Source organism: Kribbella alba (genome assembly GCF_039529635.1).
Taxonomy (GTDB): domain Bacteria; phylum Actinomycetota; class Actinomycetes; order Propionibacteriales; family Kribbellaceae; genus Kribbella; species Kribbella alba.
This window is the reverse complement of sequence record NZ_BAAANE010000005.1, coordinates 286,221-310,752: the sequence shown is the minus strand read 5'-3', so window position 1 is coordinate 310,752 and position 24,532 is coordinate 286,221. Positions and strand designations below refer to the sequence as shown.

The following is a 24,532-nucleotide window of genomic DNA, read 5'->3' as shown; positions in this document are numbered from 1 at the left end:
TCCACTAGCTCTTGCAGGTGGCGCCGCGGATGGACCTCGGCAGGCTGGTGTAGATGGCGTTGCCGTCGGTGCCTTGGACCTCGAAGCAGTACTTGAGACCTGGCGTCACGGTGACGGTCATCGACGTGCCGGTGCCGCGATAGCTGGTCCGTGCTGCCTGCCCGCCCTGCTCAGCGATATATAGCGCATAGTTGAGCGGTTTGGAGCTGCTCCACTCAAGCAGCACCGAGGTGCCGTTGTCCTTGGGCGGCTTCAATTCCAGCTGCACGGCTTGCGCTGCTGCGGGCGTGGGGGAGATGGAGGATGGAACCGGCGGCCGGGTAGTAGTCGGCTGTGCTTGGCTGCTGTGCTTCCAGGGCTGCAGGACGACTGGCACAACAGCCGCTAGGGCCACGGCGGCCGCCGCAGCGATCACGAGACCCTTCGGTAGCCGCTTCCTGCGGAGCTTCCCGGCCTGGGCCACCGGCGCTCTGCTCAGAGCAGGCGCTACCTGCGCGACGCGGGCCGCTGCCAGCTCGTCCCTGAAATCGTCCCAGTCCAGGTCGTCGGCCGCCGGCTCATTCGCCCTGAGCATCAGGGCTTCCAACTCACGGACCACCTCCGCCGCGTCCGGCCGCTCAGCCGGCTCCTTGGCCATCATCCGGAGCAGTAGGGCAGTCAGCGCCGGTGGTATGTCCCGACCTGATACGTCCGGAACCGGCTCACGCAGCACCCGCAGCACGACGTCGTCGGTCGTCTCGCCTGTCCTTGCAGGGAAAGGCGAATGGCCCGTCAGAGCCAGGTAGAGCACCGCGCCGAGCCCGTAGACGTCCGCTTCCTCCGAGAGCTCCCCGTCGCGCAGTACTTCGGGGGCCGTGTACGCCGCGTCGCCCCTCAGATCGCGGGCAAACCGCAGCCGTAGGCTCAGGCCGAAGTCGCTCAGCGCCGGTTGACCGTTGGCGCGCTCGAGCACGTTCGCCGGGGTGACCCCGCCGTGCACCAGGCCGATGTCGTGCGCCTGGGCGAGCACGGACGCGAGAATCTGGCCCAGCACCGCGACGTCGCCGATCGGCAGCGGACCCCGCGCCACGAGGTCGGGGAGCGACTGCGGACAGAACTCCATCCGCAACCCGGTCCGCCCGTCCGGCAACTCGTCAATCGAGTCGACCAGCAGGATCGACGGCGCCGATCGCAAGCCGGCCAGCTTGGCCTGCTCGACTTCCAACCCGCTGTAGGTACGCCGATCCAGTGGCTGCGGGTACACCTTCACCGCAGCCGTCCGCCCACCACCCCGCAGAGCCAGCACATACACCGTTGCCACCGGCCCCGTGGCCCGCGGAACCAGTGCAGTGAGCGGAATCTCAGCCATCACACTCATCTTCGCATCGCACTTCCCGTCCTGGATCGCGCCCAGCCTAGAAGCCTCGGCGGCGCACGGATCCCAGCGGCAGGAACCTGTCGCGGCAGGCCGGGAACCGAGGCCCGGCGGCAGGGTGGAACCACCCGCGCCAGGCGGGTGGGAACAGGAGTGATCCGATGAGAACCACGGGTCTGGTCAGGGTGACCGTGGCGGCTCCCCGGCGCCGCATCGATGTCGCACTACCCGAACAGTCAGCAGTCGCGGAGATCGTGCCAGGGCTGCTGTTGTACGCCGGTGAGCAACTGGCTGACGAGGGCGCGCTGGGAGGCGGCTGGGTGCTGCGCCGCGCCGATGGTGCGCTGCTCGACCTCGGGCTCACACTCGGCTCGCACCGCGTCCGCGACGGCGAGGTGCTGCACCTGGTGCCGCGCTCCACGGAGTGGCCCGAGTTCGAGTACGACGACGTGGTCGACGCGATCGCCACCGGCGCAGGCCGGACCGGGCGGGCGTGGACCCCGCGGCACACCCGCCTCGCAGGCGTGACCGGCGGTGCCGCCTGCATGTTGCTGGTCCTCGTCGCGGTACTGCGAACGACCACACCTGCCGGAGCTGCGGCCTGGTGGTCGCTGGGGATCGCCGCCGTACTCACCTTGTCCGGTACTGCGGTGTCCCGATCGCTGGCTGATTCCTCGCTCGGCGCTGTGCTGGGGGCGGTCGGTCTGCCATTCGCCGCTGTCGGTGGAGCCTTCCTGGCGGCTGGAGAACGTTCGCTCCTCCAGCTCGGTACGCCGCAACTGCTGACCGGCAGCGCCGCCCTGGTGCTGGCCGGTATCGCCTGCTTCGTCGGTATCGCAGACCGCCCGGCCCTGTTCGCCAGCGCCGTGGTCACTGGTCTGCTGGGCTTCACCGGCGGCTGGCTTGCGACCATCGACGCCCTTGCGCCACACCAAGCAGCCGCTGTTCTGATCGGCGCGCTGCTGGCCTTCTCTCCGATGTTCGGCTCGCTCTCGATCCGGCTCGGGCGGGTCCCGATGCCGGACCTGCCGCTGACTACCGCGGACCTGGTCAGAGACGATCCACAGACGCCACGGTCGACCGTCTACCAGGCAGTGGTCCGCGCAGACGCGCTGCTGACAGGTCTGCTGGCCGGCTCGGCCGTAGCCGGGGTGGTCTGCCAACTCCTGTTGGTCCGCAGTGGTCAGACGGCCGCCTACTGGTACGTCGGCGTCCTGACCGCGGGGCATCTGCTCCGTGCACGGCTCTACCCGGTCGTCCGGCACCGGCTACCCGTGATCGCCGTCGGCGCAGCAGGAGCGGTAGCGCTCGCAATGGGGCCGCTGATGTCCGGCGACCCCGCAGGTCACCTGACCCTGGTTGGACCGCTCTTGCTGCTGGTTGGTGCCCTGATCATGCTGGCGGGCATCCTGGCCAGCACCCGGCAGCTCACGCCGTACATCGGTCGCTACAGCGAACTACTCGAGCTGCTCGTCGTACTGGCGGTGGTTCCCACTTGTTGTGCCGTGGTTGGCCTCTACGCCGTACTGCGCGGACTGGGAGGCTGAGATGGCGACCAAACGGGACCAACTGCAGGCGTACCAGTTCCTGGTCCAGCGGGTGGTGTCGGCGCTGGTCATCCGCGAATCAGATCCGGAGCAGCCGCCGTTCCGTCGGCCGACTGTTGCGGCGATCGGCAGTGTCGCCGTCGCCGTGCTGGTGCTGGCCGGGTTCGGCGTCTTCGGTCTGATCGCTCCCGGTGGCAAGAACGCCTGGCGCGACGGTGAGTCGATCATCGTCGAGAAGGAGACCGGCACCCGTTTCGTCTACCTGGACGGACGGCTGCATCCGGTCACGAACTACGTCTCGGCGCTGCTGGCACTCAACAAGCACGCACCCCTGATGAACGTCTCGCGAAACTCTCTGGCCGGAGTCACCAGGGGGCCGCGGATCGGGATCGAAGATGCGCCGGACTCGCTGCCCGGGCCGAACGGCGTGCTTGTCTCGGGCTGGTCGATCTGCTCCGCGCCCGGCAAGGACGAGACGGGTGCGATGGTGGAGGAGTCCGTGCTGATGGTCGGCCGTCAACCCGTCAACGCCCGGCAGGTCGACTCGGACGCGCTACTGGTGGCAGTCGAACGCACGGGTGACCAGTACTTGCTGTGGAACGGCTACCGGCATCGCATCGACGCATCCGACACCGTGACGCTCGGGCTCGCACTGCGTTCGGAGCCCAGGGCGACAGTCGCGGCCGAGCTGCTGGACGCGCTGCCCGTCGGGGACGCGCTGAAGCCGATCCGCCTTACCGACCTGGGGAAGCCCTCCCGCGCTGTTGCGACTCAACCAGGGCTGCGAATCGGGCAGCTGATGGTTCTGTCGGCGTCGGGCGGCAACCCGCAGTACTACTTGGCGGATCGGGACCAGTTGCGGCCGCTCAGCCCGCTGCAGTACGAAATACAGCTCGCCTTCGCCCCGACGGAGAAGGCCTACGGCGGCCGCCAGCCGGTCGGCGTACCGCTAGGACTGATCGAAGCGGGCCGGGCCAACCTCGCCGCGGCGGCACCAGCTGGCCCAGGGCAACTACCATCCGCTCGCCCGAGCTTCGTGGATCCCGGCGACGCCGGTACTGCGCTCTGCGCCACGTTCGATCCGGGTCAGGCCGTGCCGCGACTTGCCGTCGAGGTCGACATGCCGCCCAAGGACGAGCGGACCGCCACACCAGCGAGCACTACGCGAGGTACCCGGCTCGCCGATCGCGTCGTGGTTCCGCCCGGGCAGGTTGCCCTGGTGGAGACCATGCCGTCGACGGGGACGCCTGCACCGGCCGTCGGGCTGGTCAGCGACCTCGGCGTGTATTACCCGCTGGCCGGAGCGGATCTTCTCGATGCGCTGGGGTATGCCGGTGTCGCAACAGTACGGATGCCTGCCGGGCTGGTCGCGCGGATCCCAGCCGGCGACGGCCTCGACGCCGAAGCCGCACGTCACCCGATCCCGAACGCCACCAGCCGCTGACCCCAACACAGCCACCTATCGACGGCACCAGCCGCTCGGCAACAGTCTTCACCACCGCTGACCCCAGCACCGCCACCTGCCGACGGCACCAGCCGCTCCGCAACAGTCTTCACCCGCTGACCCCAGCACCGCCACCTGCCGACGGCACCAGCCGCTGGGCGACAGACCACCGGTCGCTGGCCGAGCACAGAGAACCGCCCCTGCTGATGGATCAGCAGGGGCGGTTCGCGGTTCAGACCGACGGGCGCCGGACTCGTCTGAGTGGAGTGGGCGCCGCAGTTGCCGGCGTTGGCGGAGTGGGTGCCGCTTCCACCTGCCAGAGTTCGTCGTCGAGCAACTGGACCGTTCCCTCCTCGGTCTCCTGACGCCTGCGCTGCTTGCCCGCGGCCGCTACCGGGAAGCTTGCCTGGCCCGACCGTCCGCGCAACTTGGGCGGTACGCCGGGGACGCCGCCGGCTGGCTTGCCGCGACCCGGTGCCTGTCGATCCGCCGTGCCAGGGCGCGGCCCGCCGGTCGAGCTTCCTCCAAGTCCGGTCGGCGGCATCATCGGTGGTGTCATCCGGCCCGCGTTGTTGCCCTGAGCAACTGGTGGCGCGGACGCGGCCGGTGGCACCGGTGCCTCCGCGGGCGGTGTGAGCGCCCGGCCAGTCAGACTCCTGGTCGCCTGAGCGGACCCGCCCGGGCCTTCCAACTGCTCGGGACGAACAGCGTTGAGCCTCCCGAGGTCCGGTCGAACGACGCCGCGAGAGCCTCCGCCACCGAGGCCACCAAGGCCACCGAGGCCACCGGTGACACCGGGCAGCTTGACGCCCGATGCTCCGGGCGGGAGCGGAGTCAGCGGCGGGGTGTTGGTCCGGGGCGGCAGCATCAGGGGCGGCAACGGCGGCGGAATCATCGGCCGGGGCGGCGTCGCCGAAGGCGGCGGGGTGACCGCCGGGGGCGCCACGGGCGACGGAGCGGTAGGCATTCCCGACAGGTCGGGCCCACCCGGAGGCGTGGCGCCCGGCCTGCCCGGTGTAGCACTGCCCGGCATAGCACCGCCCGGCATAGCACCGCCCGGTGTAGCTCCTCCTGGCGTCGCGCCTCCCGGAGTAGCACCACCCGGAGTGGCAGCACCCGGGGCACTACCAGGTGTGGCACCGGCAGGAGTAGCACCGGCCGGGGTGGCCCCGGCAGGTGTAGCCCCCGCCGGGGTTGCACCGGCCGGGTTGGCGCCGCTTGGTCCCGCCCCGGCTGGGGAGGCGCCGCCGGCAGTGCGGGTGGCAGCCGGTGCGCCGGTGCTCTCAGGCCCGGTCCAGGGAACGGTCGGAGCGGACCCGGCGATGGCACTCCCGGCATCAGCCAGCTGCTGGCCGAGGGCCTTCAGGATGCCGGCGGAGATCGCCGGGATCTCGGCCTGCCTGGCCAGTCCCATCGCTGCCACGCCGCCTTCGACATCCGCGGCGTTGTACGTCGTGGCGGCGAGCTGGTCGTACTCCGCCTTCAGCGCCTCGATCTGGTCCCGTGCGGTCTGGATGTTCCTCTTCAGGCCGTCCAGCGTCGGGGCGATGTCCGGAGCGTTGCGCCAGACCTGCAGCGAACCCCGCGCCCGTTCGGTCCGGGACGCCAGAGCGTCGCCGGCATCGTCCATCCACTCGGCGTGCAAGGCGTTCGTCGACTGTTGCAGGATGTCGGATGCGTTGCCGACCTCGGTCTTGAAGTTGTTCCAGGTAGTGACGAGGTCAGGGTACCCGGCGGCGTGCGCGAGTTCGGCCTCCACGATCTTCAGGTGCTCGTCCAGCACACTCATCGCGGGCCACCTGCACTGCCGGCCCGCAGCAGCGGGTCGAGCACCCCGCGCATCCCGGTCGGCTGCTCGCCGGCAAGCGCCGAAGTACCGGCGGGCACGGGGGTGCCGACCAGGCCGGGCAGGTAGTCCTCGCCGACCGCGTGGTGTGCGGTCGTCGCGATCTTCTCGGCCTGCGTGGTGTCGTTGCTCAGGTAGTCGCTCTGGCATTGCGCCACGATGTCCTTGAAGGCGTTGAAGCCTTGGTCCACGTCGGTGAGGAAGGCGAGCCCTTTCGCGAAGAGCTCGTTGACGCCGGTCGCCAGCGCGGCGCACTCCGGCAGCCCGCCGCAGGCCTTCATCGCGTCCGCCTTGATCACCCCGAGGTTCGGGTTCTTCAGTGCGCCGGCGAAATCACTCATCGCCTGCGTCTCCTCGATCCACAGTGCTGCACTCATCAGGTCTCCCGCTCGGTGCTCGGTGAAGGGTCGTTTCCAGCAAATCGGCACTGCCCCGCCCCGGGCGGTGGGCGACAGCTTCCGGTCACGGTCACTCCGCCTTCGGCAGCCACGCCAGCTGGACCAGTTCGGTGCCCGCTCGGTGGCGGACCAGGTGGCCGCGGCCGGGCGGCAGCGCCTCGGGCTTCAAGCCGCCCAGCAGCGGGCCTTCCAGCTTGTCGCCGGACATCATCAGGCCCGGGGATCCGACGTCGCGCATCCTGGCGATGAAGGGCTCGTACAGCGCCCGCCCGGCACCGTTCATCCGGCGGGTGACGATCAGGTGCAGCCCGATGTCCCGGCCGTGCTGGACGTAGTCGAGGAGGTGCAGGAACGGATTGTCCATCGCCGTCGCGACCAGGTCGTAGTCGTCGATCATGATGAACAGCTCCGGCCCCTTCCACCAGTTCCGCTGCCGCAGCTGCTCCGGCGTCACGTCCTTCGGTGGCAGTCGCTCGGCCATTCCGCGCGCGGCTTCCCTCATCAGGTCGGTGGTGACCCCACGGTCCGTGCCGTACCCGATCAGGTGGCCGGGACTGACCTCGCCGAGCAGAGCGCGTCGGTGGTCGACCAGCAGGATCCGCGCTTCGGCCGGCTGATAGCTCTCGGTGATCCGCCGGGCCAGTACTCGCAGGAAGTTGGTCTTCCCGGCCTCGGCATCGCCGAACAGCAACAGGTGTGGCTCCGCGGCGAAGTCCAGCTGGACGGGTTCCAGATCCTGCTCGGAGATACCGATGGTGAGTCGGTGGCCGGTCCGTTCGGGGCGGTCCCGCTCCGGCAGCGCGCCGTAGGGCAGCTCGGCCGGCAGCAGCCGGATCGGTGGCGCGGACTCGCCCCGCCAGGCCTCCGCGACGGCGCGAACCAGACCGGCCGTCCCCGTAGTTGCCTCAGGCAAATGGGGAAGTGCCATCAGCAGGTGGTGCCTGGTGCTGGTGACACCGCGCCCGGGCCGACCTTCCGGCACACTCAGCGCGGTCATCCGATCGGTCATCGAGTCGAGCGGATCACCTAGCCGCAGTTCCAGCCGGGTGCCGAGCAGGTCACGGATGTTCATTTTCAGCTCATAGGACCGCGCGCAGCTCAGCACCACGTGGACCCCGTACGACAAGCCGCGCGCGGCGAGGTCGGCGATGGTCGCCTCGAGGTCCTCGAACTCGGTACGCAGGGTCCCCCAGCCGTCCACCACCAGAAACACATCGCCGTACGGGTCGTCGAGGAACCGCCCGGCTGCGCGCTGCCGCCGGTAGTCCGCGATGCCGTCGATCTCGTGTGCGGCGAACTGGCGCTCGCGACGGGCCAGCAGGGAGGCCACCTCAGCCACGGTCCGGCGTACGGCGCCGGTGCTCTGACGGGCGGCCACGCCACCTACGTGCGGCAAACCGCGAAGCGACGACAGCGAACCACCACCGAAGTCCAGGCAGTAGAACTGCACCTCGGTCGGCGTATGGGTGAGGGCAAGTCCAGCGACGATCGCTTGCAGGGCGTTGCTCTTGCCGCTTTGCGGGCCGCCGATCACGACCACGTGGCCGGCTCCGGCCGACAGGTCGAGCCGCAGCGAGTCCCGCCGCTGCTCCAGCGGTCGGTCGACCAGGCCGACGACGGCTTGCAGGCCGCCGCGTTGTTCAGGAGCGGCGGTGGTCAGGCCACGCTCCGGATCGATCGTCAGCGGGCCGACCAGCTCGCCGATCGAGGCAGACTCGTCGAGTGGCGGCAGCCAGACCTGGTGGGCTGGAGTGCCCTGACCGCTGAGCCGGTCGACCAGGATGTCCAGCAGGCTCTCGCCGATCGCGTCGTCATCGGTCTCCACCGGTTCGGGGTTCTCGTGCTCGTCGACCGCCGGTGCCTGGTAGCTGGTCGAGTACTCCATCAGCTCGAGCACCGGGCCCGGTGCCTGCCCGACCACCGGGGTCCGGGGCCGTCGGTGCACACCAGACACGTAGGCCGATCTGAACCGCACCAGCGGCTCGGTCCCCGACTTGAGGAAGCCGTGGCCGGGCGGTCTCGGCAGCTGGAAGGCGTCGCCGTTGCCGAGGACCGTCCGGCTGTCCGCCTCGGAGAAGGTGCGCAGCGCGACGCGGTAGGACAGGTGGGTGTCGAGACCACGGAGCCGCCCCTCCTCCAGTCGCTGACTGGCCAGCAGCAGATGTACGCCGAGGGAGCGTCCGACCCGGCCGATCTGGACGAAGGTCTCGATGAAGTCCGGCTTCGCGCTGAGCAACTCGCTGAACTCGTCGACGATGACCAGCAGCGTCGGCACCTCGGCCAGCGGTACCCCGGCCATCCGGGCCTTCTCGTAGTCCCGCAACGACGAATAGTTGCCAGCAGCCCGTAAAAGTTCCTGCCGCCGGAGCAGCTCGCCGTTCAGCGCGTCGGTCATCCGGTCGACGAGGTGCAACTCGTCGGCCAGGTTGGTGATCACCGCGCTGGTGTGCGGCAAGGCGTCCAGCCTGGTGAAGGTCGCCCCACCCTTGAAGTCCACCAGCGCGAAGTTCAACGACCGAGGCGGATGCGTGACAGCCAGCCCGAGGACCAGGGTGCGCAGCAGCTCGCTCTTGCCGGAACCCGTGGCACCGATCAGCAGGCCGTGTGGCCCCATCCCGTCCTGGGCGGACTCCTTCAGATCGATCTCGATCGGCGTACCGTCCGGGCGGATGCCGAAGCGAAGCCGCAGCCGGTCCCGGTTCGGCCGTTGCACCCAGGTGGCGGCGGGATCGAACGCGTAGGGGTCCCCGAGCTCCAGCAGCTCGGACAGTCCGAGCTCGGCGCTCAGGGGTTGTTCGCCGACCGCCTGCGTGGTCAGCCGCAGCGGCGCCAACTGACGGGCGAGCGCCTCGGCCACCTCGATCGCCAGCTCATCCGCCCGGCCGAGGTCCGTCTCGCCGTCCATCGTCTCGCTGCGCAGGCCGCCGTCCTCGCTGACCTCGAGGACGATGCAGCTCGGGTCCAGGACGCGCGGCGGAGGCGTGGTCAGATCGATCACCGTCACGCCTTCGACACCTCCACCGGTCATCAGGTGATCGGATCCTTCGACCGCGCCCCCATCCAGTACGACGACCAGGTGGGTGCCGGAAGTCCTCGGATCGTTGCCGGGGTCGAACCGGGGACGGTTCGCCAGCAGATCGTCCAGCATCGCCTCGATCCCGGTGACGGATGGAGCCACCAGCCGGACCGGACCGAGTGCGTCGGTCTTGTGCGGGTGCAGGGCATGCGGCAACCACTTCACCCAGTCCCACTCCGGGCGGCTCTGCTGCCCGGTGCAGACGGCGATCCGCAGATCGTCCGGTGCCTGCAGGGTGGCGAGCTGACCCAGCAGCGCGCGGGCCATCGAGAGTGACCTGTCGTGGTCTCCGCGGACATAGATCCGGCTGAAGCCGTTGACGGCGATCGCCAGCGGCAGATCGGGGACGGCGGCGTACGTCGAGACGAAGCGTCGCAATGCCAACGCCGACAGGGGTTCCAGCCGTTCGAGCGGCTGCGTGTCGGGCGGCACCAACTTCACCGGCGTGCTCTGGGCCCCGGTGCCGATCCTGGCCACCGCGAAGTCCGGGTCGTCACGGCGACGTTCCCAGAGCCGGAAGCTCTTGGCCAGCACCCACAGCACCGCCGGATCAGGGTGCAGGTAGTGCATCGCCGCACGCTGCCGCGAGATCGATCGACGCAGCCGGATGCGATGCTGGGCCAGGTGGCGCAGATAGGTCCGGCGCGCGATCCCCATCTCGCGCCGGTTCGCCCCGCCGGCCTGGAAGAGCGATACCACCACCATGCCGACGACCGCGGCACCGAACAGGCCGAAGACGACCAGCCGGATACCGCCGCGCATCGTGCCGGAGAAGGTCAGCAGCATCGCGCCCATGATCGCGACCATCGGCAGCATCATCAGCGCCTGGGTCCACTGCCGGCCAGTGGCGGTAGGGATCTCGGGTGGTGCCTCCAGCAACAATTCGCCGGACGGCAACTCCGGGGCAGGGCGGCGCAGGGGCCGTTTCACGATCATGGTGGCCACGTCGGCGGCCTCCTTGTCTCGGCAGCGGGAAGTCCAGCCTAGGAAGGCATTCCGCCGCCCACGGCTGGTTGGCAGGAACGTGCCGCCGGTCTCGCGCGGGCGTGACTGCTGCCTACTTTCGAGTGCGGCGGTTCAGGAGACCTCCCTCCCGGCCGACCCGAAGATCTGAGAGGAGCATCATGGCAATCGGCGACCAGATGGATCTGCTGACAGAGTCCGCGCAACACGCACATGCGATGTCGACGTCGGTTTCGTCGGGGTTGAAGGGCAGCGCCGGCGCGCTGGCCGGGCAGGTCGGCGCGGTGATCCCGGCCCGCTGGGACATGGACCAGTCCGTGGCCTTCAACCGCGCGCACGACAAATGGCAGACGGGGATGGCCCAGCTCATCACCGCGCTGGACAAGGTCGGCGTCGACACCAAATCGGCCGAGGGCGACTACACCAACACCGACCTGACGATGACCAGTACGTTCAACGGCGTCGAGGCGCCGGCCTTCAACGGCCAGCTGGCCTGACGGGAGAGGAACGAGAATGCCACGCAAGCTGTGTGACTTCACCGCGGTGGGAGATCTGGCCGAGCAGGTCGCGGCCACCCACCGGAAGGTCCAGACGGACATGGAGACCTGGGCCCGGACCGCCGGGCTGACCGAGGCGGACTGGCAGGACGGCGCCGGTACCAAGTTCGGCGAGGTCAGCAGGGCCTGGGGTGTGGTCGCGGCCGCACACCAGGAGATGCAGCTGGCCGTCAGGCAGGCCACCGTCCAGGCCGTGGCGGAGAACGCCGCCACGGTAGCCCGGAGCGCCGCCCGCTTCGGGTGACCACAGTCCTGAGTGATCGGCCCCGGTGCATCGTGCACCGGGGCCGATTCAGCTTGCGGCGGAGGTTCAGCGTTCCGCGGCAGGGGGTGGAAGGAGGAAGAGTTGGTCCGGCGGTTCATCGCGACCGCGTTCGGCCGGCAGCTGGACGATCCGGGCAGATCTCCAGCCGCGCCGCGCGCCGCGAGGCAGGACGATGGCTGCCAGCAGCACGAGCAACGTGGCTCCGCCGATCAGCAGACTCCTCGCCCACGCGGTGGACAGAAGACGAGCACGAGTCGAGGCAGCCTCGACGACAAGCGGATCCGGCCCTGGCGAGATCACCGGTCCCGCCTTCACCGGACGAGTGGCACTCAACCCTTCTGTGACAGCCCGATACGGATCGACGACACCCGCGCCGTACTGCGGGGCTGCGCTGCCGCCACGCGCTGGATCGGCCGTGGCCAGCAGTCGCTGCTGAACCTGCTGAGCCGTAAGCCGGGGCCATGCCGCCCGCACCAACGCAGCAGTGCCAGTGACGAACGGTACTGCGAAACTCGTCCCCGACAGGTAGGTGTGGCCGCTCGTCCGGGTTGCTGCGAGGACCTGCCCGCCGGGCGCGACCAGATCGACGTACGGGCCTATCTGTGAGCCGCTCAACCTGTCGCCGCTGATGTCGATCGCGCCGACGCCCAGTACTCCGTCGTACGCCGCGGGGTAGGACGGCGCGCTGCCGGCGCCGTCGCGCTGGTTGTTGCCGACGGCAGCGATCACCAGAACGTCGTGGGCCTGCGCGTACTTGACCGCGGAACGCACTGCCGGGTAGTCGACGCTGCCTGCCATCGACAGGTTGAGCACCTTCACCCGTTGATCGGTGGCATACCTGATGCCTTCGGCCAGGGCGACGGGCGAGACCTGGTTGCTGTCGGCACCGTTCGCGGCCCGCTCGGTGACTCGGACAGGCAGGATCCGGGCACCGGGTGCGACGCCGTGGAACCCGATCCCACCGGCGGGTGCGGCGGCGATGATGCTTGCGACCCCGGTGCCGTGGGAGTCGCAGTCGAAGTTGGCGCGTAGTCTGCCGCTCGCGTAGTAGAAGTCTTCTCCGGTGAGCACCTTCCCGCCGCCGCGGAGCTGAGGATGGTCTGCGTCGACCCCACTGTCGACCACGCCCACCAACACTCCGGCACCAATGCTCTGCGGCCAGACGCGCTCCACCTCCAACATCTCTTGTCCCCAAGGCAGTTGCCGCACCACTGCCCGCCCCGGCTCCGCGTTGACACACAACCCGGCGGGTGGCGCGGCTGCGGCGTCCACGGCCAGACCGGTCGTGAAGGGAAGCACCAGTAGCGCGGTGGACAGCGCGATGCGAAGGGTCACACCGCATTCTCCGAAGCCGGACAGGTGCTCATCGGTCCGTTGGCCGGAAGAGGTCACGGCCAGCGGCGGTGACGAGCCGTTCGCCACACTGATCCGGCATCCAGACGAGGAGGCGACGATGGAACACCTTCGAACCTATCCAGCAGCGCCGCGGATCGACCATGCGCAGCTGCGGACGAATCTGCTCACCATTCAGCAGGAGCTTGGCAAGGTGCGGGCGACCGCCGATTCCGACGACGGCTTGATCACCGTGACCGCCGGCGGCCGGGGCGAGTTGATCGCGTTGGAGCTCGATCCACGCATCTATCGGACCACTGACGCGGGCGCGTTGGCCCAGAACATCGTCGAAACGATCCGGCAGGCGGTCGAGCTGGCCGCCGACGAGGCTTTCGTGCTCACCCGGGAGGTCCTTTCGCCGAAGGCGACCCGGGCGGCTGCGGACCTGGCGTTCGACCCGGTTCTCAACCTGCTCGAAGCGGGAGGCCGCTGATGACCACCGGCGCCATGATGGACATGTTTCCCGAGGAGCTCGAGCCACAGCTCAAGGCGCTGACCGAGACGGGTACCACGCTGGCCGGCAGCTGGACCGGAGCCAAGGGGGACATCTCAGCGGCAGAAGCGGGGATCGGGTCGGGCCCGCTGGGGCAGGCCTTCCGCGCGAACTACCAGCCTGCGACCGAGGCTGTCCGAGGGACAGCTGATCCGGTGCCCGGCCAGTTCCAAACGGTGGCCGGAGCGGGCGCTCAAGGTGTGCGGGACTACCGCGCCGTTGACGACCCGGGCCTATTCCGCGCGGTGGAGTGAGGGAGGAGCGTTGCCATGCCTGTTCAGGAACCGCCCAGCGATCTCGACCTGTGGCCCCGCGTCAAGGCGCTCAGCAGTTGGCCCGACACGAATGAAGACGTGGTCCGGGCTCTGTCGGGTGGCTGGCAGCGCGCAGGGGACGCCTTCAGAACCGCGGCTGAGTTCAACGTGGGTGCGATACCCGCGACCTGGGCGGACAGCGCGGGCACGGCCATGGTGGGCAGCACCGAGAGAGTGCTGGCTTCAGCCCGACAGAACGTGCAGGGCATGCAAGGGCTGGCAGGGCAGGCAGCAGGATTCGCGGATGCGGTGGTGCAGACGAAGACGGCGATCGGCAATCTGATCCAGGACAACCTTCAGGCGTATGCGGGGTTGAGTGGCCTGCCGGCCGGTGCGCAGGAGGCGTTCCAGGCGTCGTTCGTGACCACCTTGGCGAATGCGGTCAACGCGTACACCGCCGCGATGGCGGAGCAGGTCTCCGCGAACACTCTTGTCCTGGCTGCTCGTGCGGCCGCCGGACCGGTTGCCGGACCGGTCGCAGGGCCGCCGCCGGGCGCCAGCCCTGATCAGGTGAAGGCCTGGTGGGACAAGCTCAGCCAGCAGGATCAGGCGACGATCCTTCGCGATTCGCCGGACCTGATCCGCGGTCTGGACGGAATTCCCGCGGCGATCCGCGACTCGGCCAACCGCGCCTGGCTCCAGCAGACCACCGCCGACCTCACTGCCCAGCGGGACCAGCTGGCGGCGAAGGTCGCAAAGGATGACCACACCGCCCGCCGGGCGGACCCCGCCGACAAGATCAGGCTCCGCGAGCTCAACGACAAGCTGGGCGGTCTGCAGGCGATCCAGAACAGGCTGGACAGCACCAAAGCCGGACAGCCGCCTGCGTTCCTGCTGAAGCTCGATCCCACGGGTGACGGCAAGGCAGTCGTTGCTATCGGCAACCCCGATACCGCCGCCAACGTCGTGACGTCCGTTCCTGGCACGGGAGCCTCGCTGGGCGGCATCGGTGGAGATCTGAACCGTTCGGACAGACTCTGGCAGTCCTCGCAGCTGGCCGGCTCACCGTCGACGGCGGTGGTGGCCTGGCTCGGCTACGACGCGCCGGACTCGTTGCTCGACGCAACCTCCGAGAGCTACGCGGATGGTGGCGAGAAGGCCCTGCAGGACTTCCAGAACGGGCTGCGGGCGACTCATCAGGGAGCGCCGTCGCAGAACACCGTGCTGGGTCACAGCTACGGGACCACAGCCGTCGGCCATGCGGCCAGGGACGGCAGCCTCGACGCGGACCGGTTGGTCTTCGTCGCCAGCCCGGGCGTCGGCGCCGAGCACGCCACCGACCTGCACCTGGACGGCGTCGACCAGGCGGTCGTGCCTCAGCGGGTCTACTCGACGGTGGCGCAGAACGACTTCATCAACGAGGTGAACCACGGCCTGCCGTTCACCGACATCCTCGGTCCGGATCCCGCGGACCCGGACTTCGGCGGTCGGACCTTCGACTCGCCGCCTGGTGAGGACGGCCCGCTGGGTCTGGACCTGGACGCTCACAGCGCCTATTTCGATGACGGCAGCGAGCCGGGCAAACCACGCAACCCCGCCCTGGACGCGATGGGCGACATCATCGCGGGGAAGCGCTAGCGGCGAACCGGTCGGCCGCCTATTCCGCGGTGGGCGGTTCCACCGGCTGATCCGATACCGCCCGATCGAAGGCCTCTCTCGTGAGGAAGCCGAGCTGCGCGGGTTTGGTGGTGCCGTCGTGCTGGGTGATGGTGACCTGGGGGCCGAGGGTGAAGCCGGTACGCCGGAAGCGGTCGACCGCCTTCGCATTGCGGGCGTCGGGTTCCACCACCAGCCGCGGGTGCCCGCGGTGGATCAGCAGGAATCGCAGTACTGCGGTGAGGAGGTCGCCGGTGAAGCCTGGGCGCGGTGTGCCGGGGCCGACCAGTAGGTGGACGCCGATGTCGCCGGCCCGCACTTCGTAGGCTTCGCCGACCGGATCGGCGGCGGGGTCGTAGGTCTGGAGCAGCGCGACCGGCTCGTCGTCCAGGTGGACGAGGTAGACGTGGTGGGTCGGCAACGAGTCGAGGAACCGGTAGATCTCCTGCACGTGCTCACGGGACGAGTCGGCCATGCCCCAGAAACGGGCGCGCTCGGCGGTCACCCAGCCGTGGATCAACTCGAGGTCGGCAGCCGGGTCAGCCGCCACGATCCGAACCGTGCCGAAGCCCTCGATCACCTGTTCACGGCCTGCATCCTCAGGCGTCAGCGAGGACCAGTCCGTGACGATCGGAGCGAGTTCGCCACGCAGGTACAGCGGCAGCTGGTCGTGATGGTGCGGCTCGCCCAGTACGCCGGACGCCCCCAGCGGCACGATCCAAGCACTGTCCTCCCGCCGGGCGAGATCCCAGGCGTATCGCGCGGCTGAGCCCCGGATGCAGACGTCGGTGAGACCCGGCAGACTCGACGTCGACAGCACGCAGTGGTGATCCCCCGACAACGCGAGATCGATCGGCTCTTCGTCGGCCGCGAACAGCGGGCCCCTGAGCAGGTGTAAGGGGGACAGCTGATGCGTGTCTCCCCAAGGACCGCGGGGCTTCCTGCTCGCGACCTCCTCGAGTGACTCCTTCGCCAGCCATTGCATGTTCACGTCCGGCAGCAGGTCGGTCGCGATCAGGTTCTCCAACGCGTACCCGGTGTGAGCGAGCGTGTCCATCCACGGCAGGAACAGCTCGGGACAGCCGGGATCCTGGTCCAGCACCGCCAGCGTCGGGTGCTCGGCGAGTCGCCGGACCAGCCCTTTCCGCACGGCCGCGAAGCTGGAGGCGAGGTTGCTGGAGGCATCCATCCGGCGGTTCCACTGGAGTAGCCGCACGCGCAGATCCTTGGCCTGAGTTGTCAGCTCCTCCAAGTCCACCAGGAGATCCAGCAGCGAGCCGGCCGACCCCAGCAAGGTGTCGGTGTGGATCAGCGCCATCTCCCCGACAGTCCAGTCGGATCGCTCGGTCAGCAGCTCACGGATCCGGCGCGACCGATGCGGAGCGGCGAACTCCACTCCCAGCGGCTCCGCCAACTCGCGTGCGTTTGCCATCACCGCCACGTCGTCAACAGTTGCCCGCGGCATCGAGTCCCGCCAGCCCTGCCACTGATGATCGGCTTCCCAGGCCGGTACTACGCGCAGCCGGTTGTCCGGGTGGCGCTCCGGAACCAGTCCGGCTGTTCGATGCAGTAGGCCGCCCGCCGTATCCGCCGCCATGACCACGTTGACCGGTTCCACCCAGCTGCCGACGGCATCGTCGATATCGGCCACGGTGGTTGCCTGCAGCAACTTTGGCAGCGCCTCGAAGCCGAGTCGCCCGGTGACCCGTGGGGGATAACGCAGGCTGATCGCTTGCTCGTCGTCGGGTCCACCGATGATCACCGGTCCGCGCTCGGTCTCGATCACCTCGACATCCACGGGCTCGGCCCCGGCGACCTCGAACGTCTCGGTGTGGACGGAGGCCTGCTTCCAGCCGTCCGGCCCGAGGGCCTCGACTCCTGACCCGGTTCGCCGCAACTTCTCGCTGAAGAGATCCTGGTAGTCGGCCATGGCGTTGGTGATCGCCCAGGCGACCTTGCCGGTGTGCCCGAAGTGCGCGATCCCGGGGATCCCCGGCACTGCCAGGCCGATCACGTCGAACTCGGGGCAGGAGAGCCGGACCTGTTGGTAGATGCCGGGGCTCTCGATGTAACGATGCGGGTCGCCCGCGATGATCGGGGCGCCCGTCGCGGTGTGGTCCCCAGGGATCAGCCAGCCGTTGCTGCCCGCAGTACTGGGGCCTTCTGAGTTGAAGAGGCCGACGGCCGCGTCGCCGAGGTGGCGAACGACCTGCTCGCGCCAGAGCTTGGTCGGGAAGCCGGCGAACAGGATGTGGATTGCCATCCAGGTGCCGAGCGGTGCCCACGGCTCCCACTCCTGCGGCTCGAGGCCGGTCGCGGCGAACTCCGGAGCACGCTGGGCGCCGCCGGGCATGCCGTAGTTGACGCCGGCAACGTATGCCGCGATCCACTCCCGGGTCTCCTCGTCGAGGGCCTGGTAGCAGCGTTGCGCGGTGTCGTCGAGGCGGGCCTGCCGGGCGAATGCGTCCCAGCCCGCCGCCTCGCGGCCCAGGAAGGCGGCGCTGGTGCCGAGGAAGCGGCGTCGCTCCAGTTCGAGCTGCCAGGCCCGGTCGGCCGCCGCGTTGGACCCTTGGAGGTAGGCGAGCGCGAGCGGATCACCGGCCTTCAAGTGCGGCACACCCCAGGCGTCCCGGAAGACCTTGGCATTCACTCGGCGTTCACTCGGCATCCTGCTTTCAGCGGCGGGCAGCTGGTCATAAGTTAGCGTGACCGCGTGATCCGAGCGCTTGACCCAACCGACACCGAGACTGCGAAGCGACTGCTCGTCGTGCAGCACCGTGCTCATGCGGTCGAGGTGGCGCCCGGCGTACAGGTCACTCAGTTCCGAAGGACTCGAGGGCTCTGATCTTGTTGGTGACGTCGAGGGCGGCGACCTTGTAGGCCTCGGACAAGGTGGGGTAGTTGAGGACCGTGTCGACGAGGTAGTCGACCGTGCCGCCGCAGCCCATGATCGCCTGGCCGATGTGCACGAGGTCGGTGGCGTTGGTGCCGAAGACGTGGACGCCGAGCAGGGTGCGGTCCTCGGTGGAGACGAGCAGCTTGAGCATGCCGTAGGTGTCGCCGAGGATCTGCCCGCGGGCGAGTTCGCGGTAGCGGGAGACGCCGACCTCATACGGGACGGAGGAGCGGGTCAGCTCCTCCTCGGTCGCGCCACAGTAGGAGACCTCGGGAATCGTGTAGATGCCGATCGGCTGCAGCCCGGCCAGTTCCCGGGCCGGTTCACCGAAGGCGTGGTACGCCGCGAGGCGCCCTTGGTCCATGCTGTTCGCGGCCAGCGCGGGGAATCCGATCACGTCGCCCACCGCGTAGATGTGCTCCACGGTCGTCCGGTAGTGCTCGTCGACCTTGATCCGGCCGCGGGAATCCGCCTCGAGCCCTGCCGCGGCCAGGTTGAGCTCGTCGGTGACGCCTTGCCGGCCGGCGGAGTACATCACCATCTCGGCGGGGATCCGCTTGCCGCTCGCGAGCGAGGTCACGGTGCCACGCTCGGACACCTCGACCCGCTCGACCTCCTCGCCGAACCGGAACGTGACCGCCTGGTCGCGCAGGTGGAACTTCAGCGACTCGACCACCTCGGGGTCGCAGAACTCCAGCATCCGGTCGCGTTTCTCCACCACGGTGACCCGGGTGCCGAGCGCGGCGAACATCGACGCGTACTCGATCCCGATCACGCCCGCGCCGACCACGACCATCGAGTTGGGCACCTTCTGCAGCTTCAGGATCGCGTCGGAGTCGAGCACATACCGGTCGTCGAACTCGATCTCCGGCGGCCGCGCCGGGCGGGTGCCGGTGGCGATCACGATCTTCTCGGCGGTGATCGTGCTCGACTCGCCGCGGCCTGACCCGACCACCCGGATCGTGTTCGCGTCGAGGAAGCTCGCGGTGCCTTGCAGCAGCTCCACGTGGTTGCGGAGCAGTTGGGCGCGGACCACCTCGACCTCGCGGCCGACCACGTGCTGGGTCCGGGCCATCAGGTCGGCGATGGTGATATCCGCCTTCACCCGGTAGCTCGCGCCGTACAGGTCGCGCAGGGCCATACCGGTGAGGTAGAGCACCGCCTCGCGGAGGGTCTTCGAGGGGATCGTGCCGGTGTTCACGCAGACGCCGCCGAGCATCGAGCCGCGCTCGACCACCGCGACCTTCCGGCCGAGCTTGGCGCCCGCGATCGCCGCCTTCTGCCCGCCGGGTCCCGAGCCGATCACCACCAGGTCGTAGTCGAACATCGGATCTCCCCACGGCAGGCTGCGGAACCAGCCTCTTCAGCGTCCACGCCGTACCGGTCGGCTGACAAGGCAACTCAGCAGAATGTTCGGCAAACCTTGCTCCCGGCCTTCAGTTCCCGGCTTCGGTAAGTGTGCGGACCGCGGCGTAGCGGTCCAGCCAGTCCGGCCAAGGCCTCAGCTCGCCGGCAGCGGTTGCGAGCGCGACCAGTACGTCGGCTGTGCTGCCCCGGGCGGCGGGGTCATCCGCGAGCAGCCGTTCGATGACGCGCCCGACCGGCGACTCGGGGAGTTCCGGTACGCCGTTGGCCACCGCGCCGGCCTGTACTCCGTCGCCTGGGGTGGCAGCTGGTACGCCGGTGAGGGCCTCGGCGAGGGTGGCTCCGAGGGCGTAGAGGTCCATCGCGACGGAGACCGGCTGGCAATCTTCCTGCTCGGGCGGGGCGTAGCCGGGGGTGCCTACCGGATGTCCGACCGGTTGGAGCGAGCCGAGGCGGCGGGCCGAGCCGAAGTCGATCAGGATCGGGTGGCCGTCCAGCAGGACGATGTTGTCCGGCTTGAGGTCCAGATGAGCCAGACCGCGCTGATGCAGTGACGTGAGCGCGGGAAGGAGCTGGGCGCCGAGCAAGGCAACCTCGGCGGGAGCGAGCGCGCCGTTCAAGTCGATTTCCTCGGCCAGTGACGGGCCGTCCACGTACTCGATCAGCAGATGCGGCGCCGGCTCGAGGGTTCCGTCGGCCAGCAGCCGCGGGAGCGCGGGATGGAGCTTGCCGGACAAGGCCGCCGTCTCCCGGCCGAGTGACTTCACCGCGCGCGGATGCTGGAGCTGGTGAGGGCGGGCCAGCTTGAGCACCGCCGGGGACCAGAGCTCCGGCGACCAGACGAGCCAGGTCTCGCACCGCCGCCCGACGCCGAGCCGCTCGATCGCCAGCGTGCCGCCCGGTAGTTCGCACCCCTCGGCGGATTGCCAGACCGGCAGGCCGTCGTCGCTGTCGATTGCTTCCATCCCGCACCTCTCCTTCAGTCGAGTGCGGCTCGGAACTCCACCGTGGGGGGTGTGGAGTTCCGAGCCGCTACAGGCTCAGCCGGCGCCCGGGGGGTGTGGGCGGTCGGCAGGCCGGTTCGGTCAGTCGCGCGAGCGGCTGCGGGAACGGCTGCGGCTGCGCGAGCGGCTGTGGTGCCGGCCGCCGCCGTGGCCGTGGTGCATGGTCGGCTTGATCCGGAGCATGATGCTCACCTCCTTCCGCTGGGCTGGAGTTCCGCGGTGAGCGGGGGCTGATGGGTCTGCCGTGGGGGCAGCGTGACGACCCGGTCGGCGATCGCCGCCAGGTCGTGATCATGGGTGACGAGCAGCACGGTGCGGTTCGTCGTGGTGGTCCGGATCGCCTCGACCACGGCTGCTGCCGAGTGGGGATCCAGGGACGCTGTCGGCTCGTCCAGCAGCACCATCGGCGCCTCCGAGACGGCAGCGCGGGCAAGTGCGACCCGTCGGCGCTGTCCGCCCGAGAGCCGGATCCCGCCTTCGCCGAGCGGCGTGTCGTAGCCGAACGGCAACCGGTCGACGAACTCGTCCACCAGCGCGGCCCGGCCGGCCGCGAGCACACCGGCCCGGGTGGCATGCTGGTTGCCGAAGGCAATGTTCTCGGCGACGCTCGCGTCGAGCAGCCAGGGGTCCTGGGGCACGAAGGCGAACCGCTCCCGCAGGCTGCGCTGATCACAGTCACGCAGGTCCACCCCGTCGATCAGGATCCGTCCGGCATCCACGTCATACAGCCGAAGCAGCAGGTGGAGCAGTGTGCTCTTGCCGATACCGCTCGGGCCGAGCAGGCACACGGTTTCACCGGCGACGATCCGCAGGTTGACGTCGGTCAGCACCGGATGTGCGGCCTCGTAGCTGAAGGCAACTTCCTCGAACCGCACGTCCTGGCGCAACGCAGGCGCCGGCAGCGCATCGACCCGATCGACGACAGCCTCGTCGCATTCCAGAACCTCCCGGACCCGGGAAGCGCTCGCACCGGCCTTGGCGAGTACTGCGGATAACCGGGTCAGCCCGCGAACGGGTGAGTACAAGTCACGCAGATACGCCAGCACGACGAGGAGTTGGCCGGTCGTGAGGACTCCCGCGAGGACGTGGCGTCCCCCGACGACCAGCACGAGCGCCGACCCGATAGCCAGCACGATGTCGGCGACCGGAGTCCACCGAGCATCGACATCGACGGCTCGCAGCTCGACATCCAGCACCGCGCGGTTCCGCGTGCCGAAGACCGCAGTCGCGCGATCTGCCCGGCCGAACGCCTGAACCGCCCGCACGTTGCGCAGCAGGTCGGTCGTCGCGCCGGCCAACCGCCCCGACTCCGCCCGCGCCTCCTGCTGCGCCGCCCGGATCCGCCGACGTTGCCGAACGGCCAGCACTGCCAACACCGGTACTACGGTCAGCCCGATCACCGCGAGCCCGGGATCGAAGGCGAACAGCAGCCCCAGTACGCCGAGCAGCATGACCGCGTCCGGCAGGAACGAGGTGGCGACGGCAACAACCCCGTCGAGCAGCCGGCCGACGTCGGTGGTCAGCCGGGACACGAGTTCCCCGCTCCGCATCCGGTCGTGCCAGCGCAGGGACCTGGTCATCGCCTGGTGGAACATGGTTGCCCTCAGCGACGCCCCGATCCGCTCGGCCGCGCCTTCCGCAGTACGGAGGCCGGCCATGTCGAGCAGGCCGATCGCGGCGCTGAGCAGAATCGTGGCGGCGCCGGCGAGCACCAGGATCGTCAGTGGATCGAAACCTGCCCACGAACCCGGCGTACCGGCCAGAGCGTGGTCGACCGCGAGCGCCAGTGGCCAGGGACGAAGCAGCAGCACGCCGACCCGCAGTACGACCAGGCCCGCGGCTGCGGCGAGTGCAGGGACCTGCACCCGGGCAGCGGGCCCGGCGACGGTGAGGGGGAGTGGGAGCTTCATGTCGACAACATTCATCGTCGGCAGGTAGATGCCGGTAGTGCACCTTGGTACTACGACCGTTGTCGGGCTGCCCGTCGACGGCCCAGCGCCCTACGATCCCAGCATGGTGAATCTGCGACGGTTGTTGCCCCGTTCCCGCGCGAAGGGCGAGCCGATCTCCACGGTCGGACTGCTGGTGCGCTTCACCGCCGCCGGGTTGATCGTGCTGCTCTCGCTGGCGGCCCTGATCGCCTTCATCGCCAGGCAGGCCGGTACCGCGCAGGCGAGTGAGTCGGCTCGGCAGGTCGCCTTCGTGACGGCGCGCGGCGTCGTGGAGCCGCGGCTGAACGGGTTCGTCCTGGCCGGCGAACCCGCCGCCCTCAGCGGCTTCGACAAGGCGATGCGCGACCTCGTCCTGCAGGGCTCCCTGGTTCGGGTGAAGCTGTGGAACGCGGACGGCAAGATCGTGTATTCCGACGAGCCACGGTTGATCGGGGCAACCTTCCCGCTCGGCGCCGCGGAGGCGGAGGCACTCCGGATCCAGGGCAGCAGCGAGTCGGAGGTCAGCGACCTGAGCCGGCCCGAGAACCGGTTCGAGATCCCCTACCGCAAACTTCTCGAGGTGTACGTCGGGGTCCACGGCCCGAACAACGAACCGCTGCTGTTCGAGGCGTACTTCCAGTACCAGGCGGTCACCCAGGCAGGGCAGACCGCGTGGAAGCGGTTCGCGCCGCCTTCGTTGGGGGCGCTGCTCGTGCTGGAGCTGGTCCAGATCCCGTTCGCCTGGTCGCTCGCCCGTCGGGTGCAGCGGCAGCAGCGCGAGCGGGAACGCCTCCTCCAGCATGCCGTCGACGCCTCCGACGCGGAACGCCGCCGGATCGCCGGCGAACTGCATGACGGCGTGGTCCAGGAACTCACCGGGCTCAACTACGCGCTCGACGCGATGCGATTGGGCAGTCCCGACGAAGGGCAACGAGCCGAACTGATCGCTGACAGTGCCAGCCGGTTGCGCGGCAGTATCGGCTCGCTCAGGTCGCTTCTTGTCGACATCTACCCGCCCAACCTGGCCGAGGAGGGACTCGCTTCGGCGTTGGCGGAGCTGGCCGCCGGGCTCGAGCGCACCGGGGTCGAAGTACAGCTGGAGACCGACGGCGCGGAGCACCTGCCGCCGGCCGTCGCAGCCCTGTTGTTCCGCGCCGCTCAGGAGATCGTCCGGAACGTCGCCTCGCACAGCGGCGCCCGCGAAGTACTGATCAAGGCGGAGCGGTTGGACGGGCGCGCCAGGCTGGTCGTCGACGACGACGGGCGTGGCTTCGACGAGACCCGGCTCGGCGAGCGGAACAGCAGCGGACATCTCGGTCTTCGGTCGATCGGCGACCTGTTGGCGCAGTCAGGTGGCATGCTGACCGTGCGGGCCGCGCCCGGCCAGGGGACACGAGTGGAAGTCGAGGTGCCGGTGGCATGATCCGGGTTCTGATCGTCGACGACCACGCGATCGTCCGGACCGGGCTCGCGCAACTGCTCGGTACCACAGACGACCTCGAGTTGGTGGGAGCCGCGGCCGACGGGGCCGAGGCGGTCACGATGGCGACCGAGCTCGAACCGGACGTGATCCTGATGGACCTCTCGATGCCGGGGACGGACGGAATCTCCGCGACAGCGCAGATCGTCGCGGTGGCGCCGTCGGCTCATGTGGTGGTGCTGACGTCCTTCAGCGATCAAGCGCGGATCCTGGATGCCTTGCAGGCCGGTGCCGAGGGCTACCTGCTCAAGCACAGCGAGCCCGAGGTGATCCTGGCCGGGATCCGCGAGGTCGTCTCCGGTGGTTCGCCGCTGGACCCGAAGGCCGCGCGTGTGCTGCTCACCAACCGGCGCAGTCCCGGCCCGGAGACCAAGCTCACCGAGCGGGAGCAGGAGGTGCTGGAGATGGTCGGCGCCGGCCTGCCGAACAAGTCGATAGCCCGCCGGCTCGGAATCAGCGAACGAACCGTCAAGGCGCACCTGACCAACGTCTACCAGCGCCTCGGCGTCACCGATCGCACCCAGGCCGCCCTCTGGGCTCAGCGCCACGCCCAGCGGCGGACGGACTAGTGCCCGCGGGGCACCCGCAGGTACTAGTACCAAGGTCCGATG

General features: G+C 69.3%; 18 protein-coding genes. 9 read left to right on the top strand and 9 right to left on the bottom strand.

Annotated elements, in window-relative coordinates; translation table 11 throughout:
• Window positions 1-4: 4 nt before the first annotated feature.
• Window positions 5-1,348 (bottom strand): serine/threonine-protein kinase, encoded by a 1,344-nt coding sequence (locus ABD210_RS16760; protein WP_344112445.1) that lies wholly within the window; start codon window positions 1,346-1,348, stop codon window positions 5-7.
• A 167-nt stretch (window positions 1,349-1,515) separates the two neighbouring features.
• Here ABD210_RS16760 and eccD point away from each other — a divergent pair, with 167 nt between their 5' ends.
• Both eccD and eccB read left to right on the top strand, forming a co-directional pair.
• Entirely contained in the window at window positions 1,516-2,901 is a 1,386-nt protein-coding gene (eccD, locus tag ABD210_RS16755; protein ID WP_344112444.1) for a type VII secretion integral membrane protein EccD, read from the top strand.
• A gap of 1 nt (window position 2,902) precedes the next feature.
• A complete protein-coding gene (eccB, locus tag ABD210_RS16750; RefSeq protein WP_344112443.1) occupies window positions 2,903-4,345 on the top strand; it encodes a type VII secretion protein EccB in 1,443 nt (480 codons plus the stop codon).
• Between the two features lie 232 nt (window positions 4,346-4,577).
• On the opposite strand, the gene ABD210_RS16745 is transcribed toward eccB, so the two are convergent.
• From ABD210_RS16745 to eccCa, 3 genes are all read right to left on the bottom strand, one after another.
• Complete coding sequence (locus ABD210_RS16745; RefSeq protein ID WP_344112441.1) at window positions 4,578-6,134, bottom strand: hypothetical protein; 1,557 nt, start codon at window positions 6,132-6,134, stop codon at window positions 4,578-4,580.
• Window positions 6,131-6,568 (bottom strand): hypothetical protein, encoded by a 438-nt coding sequence (locus ABD210_RS16740; RefSeq protein WP_344112439.1) that lies wholly within the window; start codon window positions 6,566-6,568, stop codon window positions 6,131-6,133. The genes ABD210_RS16745 and ABD210_RS16740 overlap by 4 nt, the downstream gene beginning before the upstream one ends.
• A gap of 91 nt (window positions 6,569-6,659) precedes the next feature.
• Window positions 6,660-10,601 (bottom strand): type VII secretion protein EccCa, encoded by a 3,942-nt coding sequence (eccCa, locus tag ABD210_RS16735; protein ID WP_344112509.1) that lies wholly within the window; start codon window positions 10,599-10,601, stop codon window positions 6,660-6,662.
• Window positions 10,602-10,789: 188 nt separating this feature from the next.
• Here eccCa and ABD210_RS16730 point away from each other — a divergent pair, with 188 nt between their 5' ends.
• Window positions 10,790-11,125, top strand: a complete 336-nt coding sequence (locus tag ABD210_RS16730; protein ID WP_344112438.1) for a WXG100 family type VII secretion target — start codon at window positions 10,790-10,792, stop codon at window positions 11,123-11,125.
• A 16-nt stretch (window positions 11,126-11,141) separates the two neighbouring features.
• A complete protein-coding gene (locus ABD210_RS16725) occupies window positions 11,142-11,429 on the top strand; it encodes a hypothetical protein (RefSeq protein WP_344112436.1) in 288 nt (95 codons plus the stop codon).
• Between the two features lie 66 nt (window positions 11,430-11,495).
• On the opposite strand, the gene mycP is transcribed toward ABD210_RS16725, so the two are convergent.
• Entirely contained in the window at window positions 11,496-12,785 is a 1,290-nt protein-coding gene (gene mycP / locus ABD210_RS16720) for a type VII secretion-associated serine protease mycosin (protein ID WP_344112434.1), read from the bottom strand.
• A 118-nt stretch (window positions 12,786-12,903) separates the two neighbouring features.
• Here mycP and ABD210_RS16715 point away from each other — a divergent pair, with 118 nt between their 5' ends.
• Genes ABD210_RS16715 through ABD210_RS16705 form a run of 3 tightly spaced genes read left to right on the top strand, consistent with a single transcriptional unit; the run spans window position 12,904 to window position 15,227 of the window.
• A complete protein-coding gene (locus ABD210_RS16715) occupies window positions 12,904-13,275 on the top strand; it encodes a YbaB/EbfC family nucleoid-associated protein (protein ID WP_344112433.1) in 372 nt (123 codons plus the stop codon).
• On the top strand, window positions 13,275-13,589 hold the full coding sequence (locus tag ABD210_RS16710) for a hypothetical protein (protein WP_344112432.1): 315 nt from the start codon (window positions 13,275-13,277) through the stop codon (window positions 13,587-13,589). Before ABD210_RS16715 ends, ABD210_RS16710 begins: the two co-directional genes overlap by 1 nt.
• 15 nt (window positions 13,590-13,604) lie before the next feature.
• Entirely contained in the window at window positions 13,605-15,227 is a 1,623-nt protein-coding gene (locus tag ABD210_RS16705) for an alpha/beta hydrolase (RefSeq protein ID WP_344112431.1), read from the top strand.
• 19 nt (window positions 15,228-15,246) lie between these two features.
• Here ABD210_RS16705 and ABD210_RS16700 read toward each other — a convergent pair whose 3' ends face one another.
• From ABD210_RS16700 to ABD210_RS16685, 4 genes are all read right to left on the bottom strand, one after another.
• Complete coding sequence (locus ABD210_RS16700) at window positions 15,247-18,030, bottom strand: GNAT family N-acetyltransferase (protein WP_344112430.1); 2,784 nt, start codon at window positions 18,028-18,030, stop codon at window positions 15,247-15,249.
• A gap of 28 nt (window positions 18,031-18,058) precedes the next feature.
• Window positions 18,059-19,468: a Si-specific NAD(P)(+) transhydrogenase gene (gene sthA / locus ABD210_RS16695; protein WP_344112429.1), complete on the bottom strand. Its 1,410-nt coding sequence runs from the start codon at window positions 19,466-19,468 to the stop codon at window positions 18,059-18,061.
• 109 nt (window positions 19,469-19,577) lie between these two features.
• Window positions 19,578-20,471 carry a serine/threonine-protein kinase gene (locus ABD210_RS16690; RefSeq protein WP_344112428.1) on the bottom strand — a complete coding sequence of 298 codons (894 nt, stop codon included), beginning with the start codon at window positions 20,469-20,471 and terminating at the stop codon, window positions 19,578-19,580.
• Window positions 20,472-20,698: 227 nt separating this feature from the next.
• The gene (locus ABD210_RS16685) at window positions 20,699-22,420 is read right to left on the bottom strand and encodes an ABC transporter ATP-binding protein (protein ID WP_344112427.1); all 1,722 of its coding nucleotides are present in this window, start codon (window positions 22,418-22,420) and stop codon (window positions 20,699-20,701) included.
• A 103-nt stretch (window positions 22,421-22,523) separates the two neighbouring features.
• On the opposite strand from ABD210_RS16685, the gene ABD210_RS16680 reads away from it, so the two are divergent.
• Both ABD210_RS16680 and ABD210_RS16675 read left to right on the top strand, forming a co-directional pair.
• On the top strand, window positions 22,524-23,864 hold the full coding sequence (locus ABD210_RS16680; RefSeq protein WP_344112426.1) for a sensor histidine kinase: 1,341 nt from the start codon (window positions 22,524-22,526) through the stop codon (window positions 23,862-23,864).
• Window positions 23,861-24,490, top strand: a complete 630-nt coding sequence (locus tag ABD210_RS16675) for a response regulator (protein ID WP_344112425.1) — start codon at window positions 23,861-23,863, stop codon at window positions 24,488-24,490. The genes ABD210_RS16680 and ABD210_RS16675 overlap by 4 nt, the downstream gene beginning before the upstream one ends.
• Window positions 24,491-24,532: the final 42 nt, after the last annotated feature.

What these genes read in the sequence shown, in the direction of transcription:
- ABD210_RS16760 (WP_344112445.1), bottom strand. Translation starts at nt 1,348, where the DNA reads ATGGCTGAGATTCCGCTCACTGCACTGGTTCCGCGGGCCACGGGGCCG.
- eccD (WP_344112444.1), top strand. Translation starts at nt 1,516, where the DNA reads ATGAGAACCACGGGTCTGGTCAGGGTGACCGTGGCGGCTCCCCGGCGC.
- eccB (WP_344112443.1), top strand. Translation starts at nt 2,903, where the DNA reads ATGGCGACCAAACGGGACCAACTGCAGGCGTACCAGTTCCTGGTCCAG.
- ABD210_RS16745 (WP_344112441.1), bottom strand. Translation starts at nt 6,134, where the DNA reads ATGAGTGTGCTGGACGAGCACCTGAAGATCGTGGAGGCCGAACTCGCG.
- ABD210_RS16740 (WP_344112439.1), bottom strand. Translation starts at nt 6,568, where the DNA reads ATGAGTGCAGCACTGTGGATCGAGGAGACGCAGGCGATGAGTGATTTC.
- eccCa (WP_344112509.1), bottom strand. Translation starts at nt 10,601, where the DNA reads ATGATCGTGAAACGGCCCCTGCGCCGCCCTGCCCCGGAGTTGCCGTCC.
- ABD210_RS16730 (WP_344112438.1), top strand. Translation starts at nt 10,790, where the DNA reads ATGGCAATCGGCGACCAGATGGATCTGCTGACAGAGTCCGCGCAACAC.
- ABD210_RS16725 (WP_344112436.1), top strand. Translation starts at nt 11,142, where the DNA reads ATGCCACGCAAGCTGTGTGACTTCACCGCGGTGGGAGATCTGGCCGAG.
- ABD210_RS16715 (WP_344112433.1), top strand. Translation starts at nt 12,904, where the DNA reads ATGGAACACCTTCGAACCTATCCAGCAGCGCCGCGGATCGACCATGCG.
- ABD210_RS16710 (WP_344112432.1), top strand. Translation starts at nt 13,275, where the DNA reads ATGACCACCGGCGCCATGATGGACATGTTTCCCGAGGAGCTCGAGCCA.
- ABD210_RS16705 (WP_344112431.1), top strand. Translation starts at nt 13,605, where the DNA reads ATGCCTGTTCAGGAACCGCCCAGCGATCTCGACCTGTGGCCCCGCGTC.
- ABD210_RS16700 (WP_344112430.1), bottom strand. Translation starts at nt 18,030, where the DNA reads ATGAGCACGGTGCTGCACGACGAGCAGTCGCTTCGCAGTCTCGGTGTC.
- sthA (WP_344112429.1), bottom strand. Translation starts at nt 19,468, where the DNA reads ATGTTCGACTACGACCTGGTGGTGATCGGCTCGGGACCCGGCGGGCAG.
- ABD210_RS16690 (WP_344112428.1), bottom strand. Translation starts at nt 20,471, where the DNA reads ATGGAAGCAATCGACAGCGACGACGGCCTGCCGGTCTGGCAATCCGCC.
- ABD210_RS16685 (WP_344112427.1), bottom strand. Translation starts at nt 22,420, where the DNA reads ATGAAGCTCCCACTCCCCCTCACCGTCGCCGGGCCCGCTGCCCGGGTG.
- ABD210_RS16680 (WP_344112426.1), top strand. Translation starts at nt 22,524, where the DNA reads ATGGTGAATCTGCGACGGTTGTTGCCCCGTTCCCGCGCGAAGGGCGAG.
- ABD210_RS16675 (WP_344112425.1), top strand. Translation starts at nt 23,861, where the DNA reads ATGATCCGGGTTCTGATCGTCGACGACCACGCGATCGTCCGGACCGGG.